Source organism: Leisingera sp. ANG-M7, from assembly GCF_000813965.1.
GTDB lineage: Bacteria > Pseudomonadota > Alphaproteobacteria > Rhodobacterales > Rhodobacteraceae > Leisingera.
This window is the reverse complement of sequence record NZ_JWLI01000016.1, coordinates 23,656-38,250: the sequence shown is the minus strand read 5'-3', so window position 1 is coordinate 38,250 and position 14,595 is coordinate 23,656. Positions and strand designations below refer to the sequence as shown.

The 14,595-nt window shown below is 65.0% G+C and carries 15 protein-coding genes; 7 read left to right on the top strand and 8 right to left on the bottom strand.

Annotation, left to right across the window (positions count from 1 at the left end):
• Positions 1–93: 93 nt before the first annotated feature.
• A complete protein-coding gene (locus RA26_RS16870) occupies positions 94–774 on the top strand; it encodes a TIGR04283 family arsenosugar biosynthesis glycosyltransferase (RefSeq protein WP_039185601.1) in 681 nt (226 codons plus the stop codon).
• A 45-nt stretch (positions 775–819) separates the two neighbouring features.
• On the opposite strand, the gene RA26_RS16865 is transcribed toward RA26_RS16870, so the two are convergent.
• Entirely contained in the window at positions 820–2,682 is a 1,863-nt protein-coding gene (locus tag RA26_RS16865) for an ABC transporter ATP-binding protein (RefSeq protein ID WP_039185953.1), read from the bottom strand.
• A gap of 206 nt (positions 2,683–2,888) precedes the next feature.
• Here RA26_RS16865 and RA26_RS16860 point away from each other — a divergent pair, with 206 nt between their 5' ends.
• The gene (locus RA26_RS16860; protein ID WP_039185600.1) at positions 2,889–4,097 is read left to right on the top strand and encodes a pyridoxal-phosphate-dependent aminotransferase family protein; all 1,209 of its coding nucleotides are present in this window, start codon (positions 2,889–2,891) and stop codon (positions 4,095–4,097) included.
• A gap of 34 nt (positions 4,098–4,131) precedes the next feature.
• Here RA26_RS16860 and RA26_RS16855 read toward each other — a convergent pair whose 3' ends face one another.
• Positions 4,132–4,326, bottom strand: coding sequence for a hypothetical protein (locus RA26_RS16855; RefSeq protein WP_039185598.1), 195 nt, complete (start codon positions 4,324–4,326; stop codon positions 4,132–4,134).
• Between the two features lie 90 nt (positions 4,327–4,416).
• Positions 4,417–5,526 carry a pyridoxal phosphate-dependent aminotransferase gene (locus RA26_RS16850; RefSeq protein ID WP_039185596.1) on the bottom strand — a complete coding sequence of 370 codons (1,110 nt, stop codon included), beginning with the start codon at positions 5,524–5,526 and terminating at the stop codon, positions 4,417–4,419.
• Positions 5,527–5,649: 123 nt separating this feature from the next.
• On the opposite strand from RA26_RS16850, the gene RA26_RS22160 reads away from it, so the two are divergent.
• The 4 genes from RA26_RS22160 (at position 5,650) to RA26_RS16825 (ending at position 8,759) form a co-directional block, all read left to right on the top strand.
• On the top strand, positions 5,650–6,921 hold the full coding sequence (locus RA26_RS22160; RefSeq protein ID WP_052272467.1) for a caspase family protein: 1,272 nt from the start codon (positions 5,650–5,652) through the stop codon (positions 6,919–6,921).
• 77 nt (positions 6,922–6,998) lie between these two features.
• The gene (locus RA26_RS16840; RefSeq protein ID WP_039185593.1) at positions 6,999–7,784 is read left to right on the top strand and encodes a crotonase/enoyl-CoA hydratase family protein; all 786 of its coding nucleotides are present in this window, start codon (positions 6,999–7,001) and stop codon (positions 7,782–7,784) included.
• A gap of 502 nt (positions 7,785–8,286) precedes the next feature.
• Positions 8,287–8,484 (top strand): hypothetical protein, encoded by a 198-nt coding sequence (locus RA26_RS16830; RefSeq protein WP_019296134.1) that lies wholly within the window; start codon positions 8,287–8,289, stop codon positions 8,482–8,484.
• On the top strand, positions 8,481–8,759 hold the full coding sequence (locus tag RA26_RS16825; RefSeq protein ID WP_241482671.1) for a hypothetical protein: 279 nt from the start codon (positions 8,481–8,483) through the stop codon (positions 8,757–8,759). The genes RA26_RS16830 and RA26_RS16825 overlap by 4 nt, the downstream gene beginning before the upstream one ends.
• A gap of 83 nt (positions 8,760–8,842) precedes the next feature.
• Here the strand turns inward: RA26_RS16825 and RA26_RS16820 are convergent, their stop codons facing one another.
• The 3 genes from RA26_RS16820 to RA26_RS16810 all read right to left on the bottom strand — a co-directional run bounded on the left by RA26_RS16820 (position 8,843) and on the right by RA26_RS16810 (position 11,570).
• Positions 8,843–9,745, bottom strand: a complete 903-nt coding sequence (locus tag RA26_RS16820; RefSeq protein WP_039185588.1) for a fructose bisphosphate aldolase — start codon at positions 9,743–9,745, stop codon at positions 8,843–8,845.
• A gap of 80 nt (positions 9,746–9,825) precedes the next feature.
• The gene (locus tag RA26_RS16815) at positions 9,826–10,158 is read right to left on the bottom strand and encodes a DnaJ family domain-containing protein (RefSeq protein ID WP_039185586.1); all 333 of its coding nucleotides are present in this window, start codon (positions 10,156–10,158) and stop codon (positions 9,826–9,828) included.
• Between the two features lie 41 nt (positions 10,159–10,199).
• Positions 10,200–11,570: an aminotransferase-like domain-containing protein gene (locus tag RA26_RS16810; protein WP_039185583.1), complete on the bottom strand. Its 1,371-nt coding sequence runs from the start codon at positions 11,568–11,570 to the stop codon at positions 10,200–10,202.
• A 145-nt stretch (positions 11,571–11,715) separates the two neighbouring features.
• On the opposite strand from RA26_RS16810, the gene RA26_RS16805 reads away from it, so the two are divergent.
• Complete coding sequence (locus RA26_RS16805) at positions 11,716–12,096, top strand: DUF983 domain-containing protein (protein ID WP_039185581.1); 381 nt, start codon at positions 11,716–11,718, stop codon at positions 12,094–12,096.
• A gap of 153 nt (positions 12,097–12,249) precedes the next feature.
• Here RA26_RS16805 and RA26_RS16800 read toward each other — a convergent pair whose 3' ends face one another.
• Positions 12,250–13,893 carry a CTP synthase gene (locus tag RA26_RS16800; RefSeq protein ID WP_039185578.1) on the bottom strand — a complete coding sequence of 548 codons (1,644 nt, stop codon included), beginning with the start codon at positions 13,891–13,893 and terminating at the stop codon, positions 12,250–12,252.
• 172 nt (positions 13,894–14,065) lie between these two features.
• Entirely contained in the window at positions 14,066–14,434 is a 369-nt protein-coding gene (secG, locus tag RA26_RS16795; RefSeq protein WP_039185576.1) for a preprotein translocase subunit SecG, read from the bottom strand.
• Positions 14,435–14,595: the final 161 nt, after the last annotated feature.

The window sequence follows — 14,595 nt, the reverse complement described above, 5'->3', positions numbered from 1 at the left end:
CTCCGGGTTGCTGCCAACGGCGTTTCATTGCCTGGCCCAGTGATATAGGAAGCAGGGCGGAAGAAAACAGCAAATCCGCACTCAGGAGCCCCCATGCCCGCGCCGGTCAGCATCGTGATCCCCACCCTGAACGCCGAAGCTGAACTGCCCGCCGCGCTGGAGCATCTGATGGAGGGGCTGGCGGCGGGATTGATCCGCGAACTGGTGATCACCGATGGCGGGTCCACGGATGCGACCCGCGCCATTGCCGAAGCGTCCGGAGCTGAATGGATCACCGGCACTCCGTCCCGCGGCGGCCAGCTGCGGCGCGGCTGCGCGGCGGCGCAGGGGGAGTGGCTGCTGGTGCTGCACGCCGACACCCGTCTGGAAGCCGGCTGGGCCGCATCGGTGGCGAAGCACCTGGCAGAGGGGCAGGGCAGGTCTGCCTGCTTCCGCCTTCAGTTCCGGGCCAAGGGGCCGATGGCCGCCTGGGTTGCAGGCTGGGCCAACCTGCGCACGCGGCTGTTCGCGCTGCCCTATGGTGACCAGGGCCTGCTGATCCGCCGCGATATCTATGAGGCTGCAGACGGCTATCCCGATCAGCCGCTGATGGAGGATGTGGCGCTGGCGCGCCGCCTCAAGGGGCTGACGGTTCTGCCGTCCGCCGCACTGACCAGCGCCGCGCGTTACCAGCGGTCCGGCTGGCTGCGGCGCGGGGCGCGGAACCTGTGGACGCTGATGCGGTACTTTCTGGGTGTGGCGCCGGAACGGCTGGCAGGGTCCTACAGCAAGTGAACGTCCCGCCCGGCCGGAAGGCCAGGCGGGCACGTGCTTTGCTGCTTACCCGAACACCTTGCTGGCAAAGCGGCGGAACCAGCGGTTCTTGCCGCGGGCGCTGCCGCCGGGAACTTGTTCCGCCTGGGCGGCGATGCCCTTGGTGTCCACCACCGTCTTGCCGTCCTGGAACTGCAGCCGGTAGAGATCGGCATAGATACCGCCGCGCGCCAAGAGCTCGTCGTGGCTGCCCTGGTCCACCACCCGGCCGCGGTCCATCACCACGATCTTGTCGGCGTTGCGGATGGTCGACAGCCGGTGCGCGATCACCAGCGTTGTGCGGCCGCCCGCCAGCTTGTCCAGCGCTTGCTGCACCACTTTCTCCGACTGCGCATCCAGCGCTGAGGTCGCCTCGTCCAGCAGCAGAACCGGGGTGTTGCGCAGCAGTGCGCGGGCGATCACCACCCGCTGCCGCTGGCCGCCCGACAGGGCTGAGCCGCGCGGCCCCACCGGGGTATCCAGCCCGTTGGACAGCTTGGGCAGGAAGTCCGCCACATGCGACGCCTCCAGCGCCGCCTGCAGCTCTTCATCGCTGACGTCGGTGCGGCCCAGAACAATGTTTTCCCGCAGCGTCTCGTCAAACAGCAGCGCATCCTGGGTCACCACCGAGAACAGGCTGCGCAGGTCATCGGTCCTCAGGTCATTGACCCGGACACCGCCCACCGAGACGAGTCCCTCCTGAGGATCAACCATGCGGGTCAGCAGGTTGAAAATGGTGGACTTCCCCGCACCCGAGGCACCGACCAGCGCGGTGGTCTTGCCGCCTTCGGCCACCAGATCCAGGCTGTGCAGGATCTTGCTGTCCCCGTAGCTCAGGCTGACGTTGTCGAGGTTGATCGGCGGCAGCCCTTCGGGGGCCGGTTTCGGATCTTCGGGCTCGGTCAGCATAATCGGCGCATCCAGCAGTTCCTTGACCCGCTCCAGCGAGGCCGCCGCGGATTGCCAGACGCCGGAAATCGCCGCCAGCCGCCGCATCGGCTCAAACGACAGGCCGACGGAGGTGAAGAACGCCATGAACTGGCCGACGGTCTTTTCGCCGGCAATGATCTCGTTGCCGCCATACAGCAGCACCGCCATGAAGCCCGCGCCTGCCATGATGTCGGTCATGCCGGAGATCGACGCGCCGCCCAGCGAGGTCTTCACATCGGCCTTGACCAGATTGTCCATCACGGTGCCGAAGCGCGCGTTCTGGTAGTCTTCCAGACGGTTCAGCTTGATCGGCACGATGCCGTGGAAAATCTCGTTCAGCCGCGTCGACAGCTTGGCGCTCAGGTCCCGCGACAGGGTGGCTTTCCGGCGCACATAGCGCTGCGCCATCTTGATCGGCGCCAGCAGCACCGGCACCCCGATCAGCAATACCAGCGTCCAGCGCCAGTCGATGCTGACCGCAACCCCCAGCACCGCGATCAGCGACACGAAATCCTTGCCTGCACCGGTGATCACCGCCCGCCACACCGCGTCGATGGCACCAACATCGCCTAGCACACGGTGCATCAGCACCCCCGGCGGATGCTCCTGGTGAAAGGCCGGGTCCTGCCGGATCAGCCGCGCCAGCATATCCTTGCGCAGATGCGCGGCGGAGGTCTGCGAGACCTTGCTCAGCAGCACCTTCTGGGTGACGCCGGAGATGCCGCGCAGCGCGAAAATGGCAAAAAAGGCGAGGCTCACCCAGAACAGCGCATCGGTGTTGCCGTCGACAAACACCAGGTCGAACATCGGCTGCATCATATAGCCAAGCGCACCCATGGTGCCGCCTTCCACCAGCATGAAGACCACGGCGATGCCCAGCAGGCCGATGTAGTGGCGCAGATAACCGCGCCACAGCCAGCCCAGAAGCTCCCGTGCGGATTTGTGCTCCTGCTGGCTCATGACGGCGTGCCCCTGCGGGAAATTCGTGACATTGCGGGCCTTTCCCTGTCGTTCCTGCGCCATTTAAGCAGGTGGAGGGCAGGGCGCAAGCACTTCGCCGTGACCCTGCGTCAGCAGCAATTGACGCCGGCATCGGTGCGGCTACTGTGCCGCCACGGATCAACCGCGGCGGTCTCAGGGCCGCACGCTGTCAGGGATAATCAGGCATGAGCGGACCAGTGAACGTATCGGCAGGGCGGCAGTATCTGGCCATTCCAGGCCCTTCGGTGGTGCCGGACCAGGTGCTGCAGGCGATGCACCGGCCGTCACCCAACATATACGCAGGCGAACTGGTGGAGATGACCGCAGGCCTGATCCCGGACCTGCGCCGGGTGGCGGGCACGGAACATCACGCCGCGATCTACATCGCCAACGGCCACGGCGCCTGGGAAGCAGCGCTGCAAAACACCCTGCAGCCCGGCGACCTGGTGCTGGTGCCGTCCTCCGGCCGCTTTGCCATCGGCTGGTCGGAAATGGCGGATAGTTTGGGGATCGAAACCCAGGTGCTCGATTTCGGCACCCGCGCGCCCTGGGACATGGCCCGCATTGCCGAAGTGCTGGCCGCCGATTCCGCGCACCGGATCAAGGCGGTGCTGGGCGTGCATGTGGACACCTCCAGCTCCATCCGCAACGACATCCCGGGTCTGCGGCGTTTGCTGGATGAGACGGGCCACCCGGCGCTCCTGATGGCTGATTGCATCGCCTCCCTCGGGTGCGAGCGCTTTGAGATGGACGCCTGGGGCGTCGACGTCATGGTCACCGCCAGCCAGAAGGGGCTGATGATGCCGCCGGGCCTCAGCTTTGTTTTCTTCAATGACCGTGCCGCAGCGGCGCGGGCCGCATTGCCGCGGATCAGCCGCTACTGGGACTGGGCGCCGCGCGCCAACCCGGAGGAGTTCTACCAGTATTTCGGCGGCACTGCGCCCACCCATCACCTCTATGGCCTGCGTGCGGCGCTGGACATGATACACGGCGAAAGCCTGGAAAACGTGTGGAAACGCCACGCACGCCTGGCTGAAACCATCTGGGCCGCCTGTGAGGCCTGGGGCGCAGATGGCCCGCTGCGGATGAACGTGGCGGACCGCGCCTTGCGCTCCCATGCCGTTACCGCGCTCCACATCGGGGCGCCGGATGGCACCCGCCTGCGCGACTATGTGGAGCAGAACCTGGGCCTGACGCTGGGCATCGGCCTTGGTATGACGGCCCCCAAAAGCCCGGAATGGCACGGGTTTTTCCGGCTCGGCCACATGGGCCATGTGAATGGTCAGATGGTGATGGGGCTGCTCGGCGGCATTGAAACCGGTCTCACCGCGCTGGATATCCCGCACGGAACCGGCGCGCTGGCGGCAGCTGCGCAGGTGCTGGCGGGCCGCTGACGGCCCCGCATCCGCAGCTGGATCTGGGCGGGGGCTAGGCCCGCTGGGAATTCAGCCGGATGTCCAGCCTGGTGATCAGATGGTTGATCAGCACGGCCAGCACCAGAACCGGCACCAGCCCGTACATCACCCAGATCACGAAGAAGACCCACATAAGGTTGATGCCGGCAAACATGATCGCGGCGGTAAAGAAATCCGGCATGGCGTCCGGCAGTTCAGGGTCACGCATGACAATTCTCCCGGTGATACCCTTCGATGGTAGTCCGGGAGGGGTGAATGTCCGGTAAAACTGCCGCGATCAGCGGGTTATAGGCGGGTTTCAGCCATCCCGTGCCATAGCCAGCGCCCTGGGCAGCGCCGCGGCAAAGGCCGCCAGCTCCGCCTCCGGCCCGCAGCTCACCCTTATGCAGCGGTTCTGCGGTTCGGCAAAGGGCATCCGCACAAAGATCCCCTGATCCACCAGCCCGTCCAGTACCGCCTTGGCAAACGCCCCGTCCCGGCCGCAGTCGATGGCGACGAAATTGGTTGCCGAGGGCAGGGCGCTCAGACCGTTTTCTGCCGCGATCTCCGCAATCCGCACACGCGCCGCCTCAATCCGCGCCAGCACCTCTGTCAGCCACGCCTGATCCTGCAGCGCCGCGAGCGCCCCCGCCTGCGCCGCCCGGTTCATGCCGAAATGATTGCGCACCTTGTTGAAGGCGGAAATCAGCTCCGGATGCCCGATGGCATATCCCACCCGCGCGCCGGCCATCGCATAAGCCTTGGAAAACGTCCGCATCCGGATCACCCGCGCATCATCCGCACTGACCGGCGCCGCGGTGCCCTCCGGCGCGCATTCCACATAGGCCTCGTCCAGCAGCAAGAGGCACCCCTCGGGCAGATGCTCCAGCGCCGCCGCAATTTCTGCGCCCTTGTGCCAGCTGCCCATCGGGTTGTCCGGATTGGCCAGATAGACGATCTTGGCATCCACCTCCACGGCCTTGGCAAACAGCGCCTCAAAATCTTCGCGGTCGTCCCTGTAGGGCACCGTGTGGATCACCCCGCCAAATCCTGCGACGTGGTAGTTGAAGGTCGGATAGGCCCCCAGCGAGGTCACCACCGCATCGCCCGGCCCGACCAGCAGCCGCACCAGATAGCCAAGCAGCCCGTCAATGCCTTCGCCGACGATGATATGCGCCGGGCTGACCCCGTGATGCGCAGCCAAGGCATGGCGCAGATCAAAATTCTCGGCATCGCCGTATTTCCAGATCTCCGCTGCGGCCTGCGCCATCGCCTCAACCGCCCGGGGCGAGGGGCCAAAGATGTTCTCATTCGCCCCCAGCCGCGCGGCAAAGCCATGGCCGCGGGCGCGCTCCTGCGTCTCGGGGCCGACAAAGGGCACGGTGGCGGGCAGAGAGAGTGCAAGCGGGGTGTAGCGGGGACCAGTCATGCGGGCAGATAACCCCGGTTCTGCCGCCGCCGCAAGTTCTCTGGCTCGGCGGTGTGCAAGCGGTTGCCTGACGCCGGAATTTTCCGCAAGGTGGCTGGATAAAGTGATTTCGCCGGGGGGCACATGAAGTTTCTGACCGCGCTACTATTTTGCCTGATACCTTTTCTCGCTCAGGCGGCTCCTTATGCCCTGATTATCGGCAATGACAGCTACCAGCAGGTCAGCAGCCTGCAGCGTGCCCGCTCGGATGCCCGCGGTTATGCCCAGGCACTCAAAGCACGCGGCTTTGCGGTAACCCAGTTGGAGGACCTCGACGGGCATTCGATGCGTTTGGCCATTGCGCGCTTCCTTGACCGGATCGGCACAGGCGACACAGTGGTCTTTGTCTACGCAGGCCACGGTTGGAGCGACGGCGCCACCAATTTCCTGTTGCCGATCGACGTCAGCGCCACGGGATCCGAAACCCTGATCGCTGCCGAAAGTTTTGCCCTGCGAAACGGTGTCAACGGCATCATTGATCAAATCCATCAGCGCGGGCCTCACCTGACCCTTGCGGTGATTGATGCCTGCCGTAACAATCCGTTCAAGGACAGTTCCGGTGCCCGGTCGGCCGGCCTAGCCCGGGGGCTGGTGAGGATGAACGCGCCTTCGGGCACCTTCATAGCTTTCTCCGCAGGGGAGGGCCAGACCGCGCTGGACCGACTGTCGGACAGTGACCCGGCACCTTATTCGGTGTTTACTCGCCACTTCCTTTCGGCCATGGCGCAGCCACAATCGCTACAGCAGGCGTTTAAGCAGACGCAACTGGCAGTGAACCGCGATGCACGCTCAGTTGGGCACGCGCAGCGGCCAGCCTATTATGACGAGGTCATCGGCGAAGCCTGTCTACCGCCTGGCTGCCAGGCCATTGCTACCCCGGAGCCTGCTCAGAAGCCCGCGGACGTCGCGACGCCGGCGCGAAGCGCACCGTCTGCAGCGCAAGAATGGCAGGATTTCAAGGCCTCCAAATCCGTGCAGGCCTTGTCTCTCTTTGCGCAGCGCCATGCAGGCACCCCCTATGCTGCATTGGCCGAGGAACGGATCGCGGACTTGTCAGCCCCAGTTCCGGTTCCAGCCCAGCGGCCACAGTCGCTACCCAGGGCCGGGCAGCCTGAATGGTGTCCTTGGGCAAAGAGCGCTTCGGAACAGGCCATTTGCGCCGAGTCGCAGCTCTGGGTGCTGGATGCCGAGTTGAATCGTGCCTTCGAGGCGCGTCTCGCTGGCCTCTCAGTAACCGCGCAGCGCCGAGCCAAGGCTGAGCAGGCCGCCTGGCTGCCAGTGCGCGACCGTTGCGGCCGCCACACGGCCTGCCTGGCCGCAGCCTACAGCCAGCAAATCGGCTACCTCCGGCGCTGACCTTTCCCCCACGTTGGACTGGCATCCCATCCGCCGCCGGGGCAGGCTGGCGGCAAATCAGCAGCGGGGAAGAAACCATGTCACGTGTCACCACCGGCTACAAGGATCACATCGCCTATGTCACGCTTGCCCGCCCGGACAAGCACAATGCCCTCGACGAGGAGATGATCGATGGCATCATCGCCGCAGGCCAGGAGGTGGCAGACTCGGACGCCCGCGCGGTGGTTCTGTCGGGTGCCGGCGCCAGTTTCTGCGCCGGTCTCGACATGGCCGCATTGGCCAGTTTCGTGCAGCGTGACCTCAGCACTCTGATCATGGAGCGCACCCGCCACGAAGCCAACGCCTTTCAGGAGGTGGCAATGATCTGGCGCCGGGTGCCGGTGCCGGTGATCGCGGCCATTCACGGCGCCTGTTTCGGCGGCGGCCTGCAGATCGCGCTCGGTGCCGACATCCGCATCGCCCACCCGGAGGCGCAGCTTTCGGTGATGGAGATGAAATGGGGCCTCATCCCCGACATGGGCGGCATGGCGCTGTTGCCGCGGCTGCTGCGCTCGGACGTGCTGCGGCGCCTCACATGGACGGCGGAAAAGGTGGAGGCACCGCAGGCGCTCGACTGGGGGCTGGTCACCGAGCTTGCGGGCAACCCGCTCAGCCGCGCCAATGAGCTGGCGCATGAAATCGCCGCAAAAAGCCCCTCTGCGGTGCGCGCTGCCAAACGGCTCATTGCCTATGCTGAATCCGGCGCCTCCCAGGCAGAGGTGCTGCTGCGCGAAAGCGCCGAGCAGCTGGACCTGATCGGCAAGCCCGACCAGATCGAGGCGGTGGCCGCCCAGCTGCAAAAGCGCCCGCCGGACTTCACCTGACAGGCCGCTCCGGGGCTGCCGGACCGCGGCCCCGTCGGCGCTCCTTCTGCTGCGGGACTGCACCGTTCAGCCCGGAAACCGCGCTCCCGCCGGTTTCATCTTTCCCAAAATACTCATGCCTTGCTGCCCGCCGGCCGGTGCCGCCGGCGGGGTGCCGCGCCGCCACCGCAAAAGGCATTTACTCTCCGGTAACGCTTTTGGATTCTGCAACAGCGGAATTTCGCCAAATTGTCTGGAACCCCCTTGCGGCAGGCGGGAAACCGCCGTCCGCCGGCGGGAAAATGCCGCGTAAAACCAGCGCCAATTCCTGTTAACTTTTTGGCAACATCTGGGGGCGAATTCTGCCTTCAGCAGGGCGCAAGAATGGCCAATCCAGCATCTGGAAATCTGCTGACCGGCAGCCCGGCGGGCGGCCGGGTGGCCGCTTGCACCCTGGGGAATGCAATAGAACCGGCGGCGGCGGAGACGGGCCAATGCCGGACTTCAGAAAGGAGTGAGGCTGATGCAACTGGTGCAGAAGAAGTGGTTCATCCTGTTTGAAAGCGGCGGCCTGCTGTCCCGGACCGGGGACCGGATCACCTATTTTTATGACGAGGCGCTGAGCTTCGGAGACCGCGAGGAGGCGCAGCGCTACCTGGCAGTTAACGAGAACAAGGTCAGCTATACGGGGCTGCGCCCCTCGCTGACCCAGGCGGCGTGAGCGGTTGGCTTGCCGCCAGCCGCACGGCGGAACGGCTGGCCGTCAGCGACGGAAAGATGCCTAGGTCCGCACGCTGGCTGCTGGCGCTGACGGGGGTGGTGATCTCCGCCTCGGCGCTGATCTTCTGGGCCTGGCTTGGCGGTGCGGGCCAGGCGCCTGAGGACCAGCCGGGGTGGTTCACCCTCACCGCGCTGCGCTTCTTCTGGCTGCCCTTCCTCAGCGGTGCAGGCCTGGTGCTGGCGGTCTGCTGCGCCGGGCGCAACAACGGCTACTGACAGGGCCCAACCAGGAACGGCCCAACAGAAAAGGCCGCGCCCGGGTGCAGGCGCGGCCTTTTCAATGTCAGCTCTGCAAAGCCTTAGAGGGAGGCGTCGTAGATCTTACCGATGTTGGCGCCCAGGGCCGCGTCATAATCCGCATCGGACATGGCAACGTTCAGCCCCTCGGTCAGCGCGCGGCTGAAGGAGGCGATCATCTTGGCATTCTGCGACAGGCGCGCGCAGGCGTCGTCGGTGGTGTAGCCGCCGGACAGTGCAACAACCCGGACCACATTGTCGTGGCCGGCCAGATCGTCGTACAGCCCAGCCTGGGTCGGGATGGTCAGCTTCAGCGCCACTTTGCTGTCCGCGGGCAGGGCATCCAGCTGCGCCTTGATCTCCGCTTTCAGGAGCACTTCGGCCTCGGCTTTGGTGGCAGAGTTGATGTCCACTTCCGGCTCGATGATCGGCACCAGGCCCGCGGCCACGATCTGCTGGCCCACTTCGAACTGCTGGGCAACAACCGCCTTGATACCTTCGGCATTGGCTTCCTTGATGACCGAACGCATCTTGGTGCCGAAGATGCCTTTATCGTTGGCACGCGCCAGCAGTGCGTCCAGCTCCGGCATCGGCTTCATCATCTGCACGCCGTTGGACTCATCGGCCAGGCCCTTGTCGACCTTCAGGAACGGCACCACGCCGCAGTTGCCCCACAGGAAGTCCGCGGTCGGCTTGCCGTCGATCTCGCCGTCCATGGTCTTCTCGAACAGGATCGCACCCAGGATGCGCTCCTTGCCAAAGCTCGGCGAGGTGATGATGCGGGTGCGCATCTTGTGGATCTCGGCGAACATTTCGTCATCGCCGGAGTAGGCGTCCTCGTTCACGCCATAAAGCGCCAGCGCCTTCGGGGTCGAGCCGCCGGACTGGTCCAGCGCGGCAATGAAGCCCTTGCCGGTTGCGATACGGTCGAGTTGTTCCTGATGAACGGAAGCGTCTTTGGCCATAATGCGTCACTCTTCTTTGGAATGGTCTGTCTTGGCGCTGTCTATAGCGCGAATCTGCCGGGAAACAACGGGGTGTTGCGCTAACGGAAGAAGGATTTCCGCGCATCCCGCGCCATGTTGTAGCGCATCTCCAGATCGGAGATCCGCGCCATCACCGCCTTGCGCTTTTCCGAATCCGCCAATCCGGCGTATTCGCGGCGCGCTTCAGCCAGCTGCTGCTTAAGCCCGAACTCTTCCGGCACCACGCCGGCCTGCGCCATGATCCGCATGCCTGCCGCCAGTCCGGCGTCCACATGCGCTTCGCTGCTGCGGTCGGGCAGGGGCATGCCCTCGCCCTCCAGCCCCTGCAGCTGGCCCTCGGCCTGCGCCTTGGTCAGCTGGCGTTCTATCAGGTTGCGGAAGGCGCGGATCATGCGGGTTCCTTTCTTTGCGGCAGCAGCATATCAGCCGCGGCTCAGCCCAGCCAGTCCTTGCGGGTGACAGCATCGTTCAGCGCCAGCAGATCCTCGCGCAGGTCCGCCAGTGTGATCGGCCCGCCCAGGCACACCCGCACCGCCTCCTGCGGCAGGCCCGAAACCGTGAAGGCATCGCTGGGCAAAATGCCGATCTGGCGGCCCGCCATGCGGCCCATCACCTCGGCCCGGCTGGTGCCCCGCGGCAGGGTCAGCCACAGGTTGAAGGCCAGCGGATCGCTCTCGATAAAACACTCCTGCAGCACCTCCGCTGCCAGCGCCTGCCGCTGCGCTGCGGCCTTGCGGATGAAGCGCTGGATCTCTGCTGCGGTGCCGTCCTCGATCCAGCGGCCTAGCAGCGCCAGATTGAGGGGCGACACCATCACATGCATCGACCGGAGCGCCTGGCTGAACTGCCCCAGCAGGGCGCGTTTCGGCACCGTGGTATAGGCCAGCCGCAGCCCCGCGCCAAAACATTTGGAAAGGCCCGCAACATGCCAGCCCAGATCGGGGATCAGGCTGCTGACGGGCGCAGGAGCGCCATTGTCGACAAAGCAGTAGGCATCATCCTCGATCAGCGGGATCTGATGCTCTTGCAGGACCGCGGCAATCTCCTGCCGCCGTTTGGCGGTTATGGTGCGTGTGGTCGGGTTCTGCAGGGTGGGGTTCAGGTACAGCGCCGCGGGCCAGTGGTCGGTGATGGCCTTTTCCAGCGCCTCCGGCAGGATGCCGTCCTTGTCGCCTGCCAGCCCGATCAGCCGGATCCCTAGCCGCGCCGCGATGGAGCGCAGCCCGGGATAGGTCACCTCCTCGCACAGGACGATGGACCCCGGCTCGCACAGAACCGTCAGGATCGCATAAAGACTCGCGTGCGACCCCGGGGTGATCACCAGCCGGTCGTGGGCAGAGGGCAGCCCATTGGCCTGCATCCACTCCGCCGCCAGCGCCCGGTCCTGCGGGCTGCCGGTCACCGACTGGTAGCGCAACAGCGGCAGCAGGTTGGCGGAAACATGCTCCAGCCCCTTTTGCATCCGTGCCAGCAAGCCTGGGTCATCCGGTTCCGGCGGCATGTTCATCATCGGGTCTTCTTCCAGCGCCCGGCGCGGGTCGGGCCGTTCCGGCAGCGCGTCCCGGCTGCGCACAAAGGTGCCGCGGCCGACAAAGCTCTCGATATAGCCGCGCCGGACCGCCTCGGCATAGCCCCGCGACACGGTGGAGAAATCCACCCCCAGCTCCTGCGCCACCCGCCGCTGCGGCGGCAGCCGGTCGCCGGGCGCCAGCACGCCGGCGTCGATGTCGGCGCCGATCGCCTCGGCCAGTTCGATGTAGCGTGGCCGGGCGCCGTCCAGACGGGCAGGGGTCCATTGTTTCATTGCCGTGTCTCCGCGGAGGCTTTGTGTCGTGATTGATTGGTTCAATGCCCGACTGCAACAATAAATGCAATATCAATGTTTTCATATTGATTGCATTCAATCCGGGAATCGCGTTATCAGGCAGCGGAACCGAAGGAGATGCGCGATGACCCAAGCGGACGTTCTGGACGAGACCCAGCGGGAGCTGAAGCCGGCCCTGCTGAAGGGGCTGCGGCTGCGCTGCCCGAACTGCGGCGGCGGCAAGCTGCTGCACAGTTATCTGAAGGTGAACGACAGCTGCACCGAATGCGGCCAGGAGCTGCACCACCAGCGCGCCGATGACGGCCCGGCCTATCTGACCATTCTGGTGGTGGGCCATATCCTCGGCTTTGCGCTGCACATCGTCTACACCCAGCTGCGCCCGGACCCCTGGACACTGGCGATCATCATGTCGGTGATCACGGTGGGGGCCTCGCTGATCATGCTGCCGCGGATGAAGGGGCTGGTGGTGGCCTACCAGTGGGCCAAGCGGATGCACGGCTTCTGAACCGCCAGGAGCCAATCAATCAAAATGCAAAAGGCGGGCCAGCGGCCCGCCTTTTTCTGTTCTCTCCCAGCGCCGCGCAGCGGCGCTGGGCCCAACGAGTGCTGCTCATGTGTCATGAGCAAAGCAGCGGGCGGGAGAGCCCGCCTGCCGGGGTTACACCAGCCGCGAGGCGTCCTTGGCTGCGCGGACGAAATCGTCAAACAGCGGGTGCGGCGCGAAGGGTTTGGATTTCAGCTCCGGGTGGAACTGCACGCCGATGAACCACGGGTGGTCTTTCCACTCCACGATTTCCGGCAGGCGGCCGTCCGGCGACATGCCGGAGAAGCTGAGACCGCATTTTTCCAGCTGTTCCTGATACTTGGTGTCGACCTCATAGCGGTGGCGGTGGCGCTCCTCGATATGGGTGCTGCCATAAACTTCCGCCACTTTGGAGCCTTCGGCCAGCGCCGCGTCATAGGCGCCCAGGCGCATTGTGCCGCCCTTGTCGTCGCCGACCTTGCGCTCGACGGTCATGTTGCCCTGCACCCATTCCTTCAGGTGGTAGACAACCGGCTCAAAACGTTTCTTGCCGGCCTCGTGGTCGAACTCCTCGGAGCCCGCCTCGGAGATGCCCGCGACGTTGCGCGCAGCTTCGATCACCGCCATCTGCATGCCGAGGCAGATGCCAAGATACGGCACCTTGTTCTCGCGCGCATACTGCGCCGCCTTGATCTTGCCCTCGGTGCCGCGCTCGCCAAAGCCACCGGGCACCAGGATCGCGTGGTAGCCCTGCAGGTAGGGAGCCGCGTCTTCCTTGTCAAAGAGCTCCGCATCAACCCATTCGATCTTGACTTTGACCCGGTTCGACATGCCGCCGTGGGTCAGCGCCTCGGCGATGGATTTATAGGCGTCTTCCAGCTGGGTGTATTTGCCGACGATGGCCACCTTCACTTCGCCCTCGGGGTTGTAGATGCGGTCGGCCACATCTTCCCAGCGCTCCAGGTTGGGCTTCGGGGCAGGGGCGATGCCAAAGGCATCCAGCACCGCCTGGTCGAGGCCTTCGCGGTGATAGGCGAGCGGTGCCTCATAGATGGATTTCAGGTCCTGCGCGGCAATCACGCTGTCGGCGCGCACGTTGCAGAACAGCGCCAGCTTCTCGCGTTCCTTCACCGGGATCGGGCCTTCGGAGCGGCAGACCAGGATGTCGGGCGCGAGGCCGATGGAGCGCAGCTCCTTCACGGAGTGCTGGGTCGGCTTGGTCTTCAGCTCGCCGGAGGCCTTGATGTACGGCAGCAGCGTCAGGTGCATGAAGATGCATTCGCCGCGCGGCTTGTCCTGGGCGAACTGGCGGATCGCCTCGAAGAAGGGCAGGCCCTCGATATCGCCGACCGTGCCGCCGATCTCGCACAGCATGAAGTCGACCTCATCCTCGCCGATGGAGATGAAGTCCTTGATTTCATTGGTGACGTGCGGAATGACTTGGATGGTCTTGCCGAGGTAGTCGCCGCGGCGCTCCTTCTCCAGCACGTTGGTGTAGATGCGGCCCGAAGAGATCGAGTCGGTCTTGCGCGCCGGAACACCTGTGAAACGCTCATAGTGGCCGAGGTCGAGGTCGGTCTCGGCGCCGTCGTCGGTCACGAACACCTCGCCGTGCTCGAACGGGCTCATGGTGCCCGGATCGACGTTCAGGTAGGGATCCAGCTTGCGCAGGCGGACCGAGTAGCCCCGCGCCTGCAGAAGGGCGCCAAGCGCCGCCGAAGCCAGGCCTTTGCCCAGGGATGAAACAACACCGCCGGTGATGAAGATAAAACGCGCCATATGTGTTCGGCTGCCCCCGTGAGAAGTCAGATTTCAGCTGCCCGGCAGTAATTGGAATCAGTCCAAAAACCGCTGCATCACGGGACTTCATATATAAAGGATTCGCACGAAATGCGCAAGGGAACCGCAAGATGCTGTTGCGGTTCCTAAAACCCTCTCAAGGTGTAGTGGATCAGTCTGCGCTGGGAACCAGCGGAGCGTTGTCGCCCTCGGAGGGCGGCAGGAGATCGCTGCCCAGCGGTGCCGCCGGGGCTTCGGGTGCCTCGCCTGTCTCGCTCTGCGGCACGCCGATGCGGTCGGCAACAGAAGAGCCCGCGGATTTCTGCGCGGCCATGATGGTCAGGGTGATCGAGGTGCAGATGAAGGCAATCGCCAGGAGCCAGGTCAGCTTGCTGAGCGCGGTTGCCGCCGCGCGGCCGGAGATCGCGCCGCCGCCGCCGCCGCCCATGCCAAGGCCGCCGCCTTCGGAGCGCTGCAGCAGAACCACGGCGATCAGGCCGAGAGCCAGAAGAAGATGGATGATCAGAACAACGTTTTCCATGGGTCCCTGCGGCGGTTGGCTAAGTACCGGGCGGTAAATAGGCAAGATTGCCCGGGGGGGCAAGGGCGGAGTTGCAGGCTGTTCTGCGAACCGGTCGCGGACGTCACGCAACGTGATTGTTTGTATCATGAAACGTGACTGGACAGGGCCGCACGCAGCGG

What these genes read in the sequence shown, in the direction of transcription:
- RA26_RS16810 (WP_039185583.1), bottom strand. Translation starts at nt 11,570, where the DNA reads ATGAAACAATGGACCCCTGCCCGTCTGGACGGCGCCCGGCCACGCTAC.
- RA26_RS16850 (WP_039185596.1), bottom strand. Translation starts at nt 5,526, where the DNA reads ATGACTGGTCCCCGCTACACCCCGCTTGCACTCTCTCTGCCCGCCACC.
- RA26_RS16830 (WP_019296134.1), top strand. Translation starts at nt 8,287, where the DNA reads ATGCAACTGGTGCAGAAGAAGTGGTTCATCCTGTTTGAAAGCGGCGGC.
- RA26_RS16860 (WP_039185600.1), top strand. Translation starts at nt 2,889, where the DNA reads ATGAGCGGACCAGTGAACGTATCGGCAGGGCGGCAGTATCTGGCCATT.
- RA26_RS16840 (WP_039185593.1), top strand. Translation starts at nt 6,999, where the DNA reads ATGTCACGTGTCACCACCGGCTACAAGGATCACATCGCCTATGTCACG.
- RA26_RS16815 (WP_039185586.1), bottom strand. Translation starts at nt 10,158, where the DNA reads ATGATCCGCGCCTTCCGCAACCTGATAGAACGCCAGCTGACCAAGGCG.
- RA26_RS16800 (WP_039185578.1), bottom strand. Translation starts at nt 13,893, where the DNA reads ATGGCGCGTTTTATCTTCATCACCGGCGGTGTTGTTTCATCCCTGGGC.
- secG (WP_039185576.1), bottom strand. Translation starts at nt 14,434, where the DNA reads ATGGAAAACGTTGTTCTGATCATCCATCTTCTTCTGGCTCTCGGCCTG.
- RA26_RS16855 (WP_039185598.1), bottom strand. Translation starts at nt 4,326, where the DNA reads ATGCGTGACCCTGAACTGCCGGACGCCATGCCGGATTTCTTTACCGCC.
- RA26_RS22160 (WP_052272467.1), top strand. Translation starts at nt 5,650, where the DNA reads ATGAAGTTTCTGACCGCGCTACTATTTTGCCTGATACCTTTTCTCGCT.
- RA26_RS16865 (WP_039185953.1), bottom strand. Translation starts at nt 2,682, where the DNA reads ATGAGCCAGCAGGAGCACAAATCCGCACGGGAGCTTCTGGGCTGGCTG.
- RA26_RS16820 (WP_039185588.1), bottom strand. Translation starts at nt 9,745, where the DNA reads ATGGCCAAAGACGCTTCCGTTCATCAGGAACAACTCGACCGTATCGCA.
- RA26_RS16870 (WP_039185601.1), top strand. Translation starts at nt 94, where the DNA reads ATGCCCGCGCCGGTCAGCATCGTGATCCCCACCCTGAACGCCGAAGCT.
- RA26_RS16805 (WP_039185581.1), top strand. Translation starts at nt 11,716, where the DNA reads ATGACCCAAGCGGACGTTCTGGACGAGACCCAGCGGGAGCTGAAGCCG.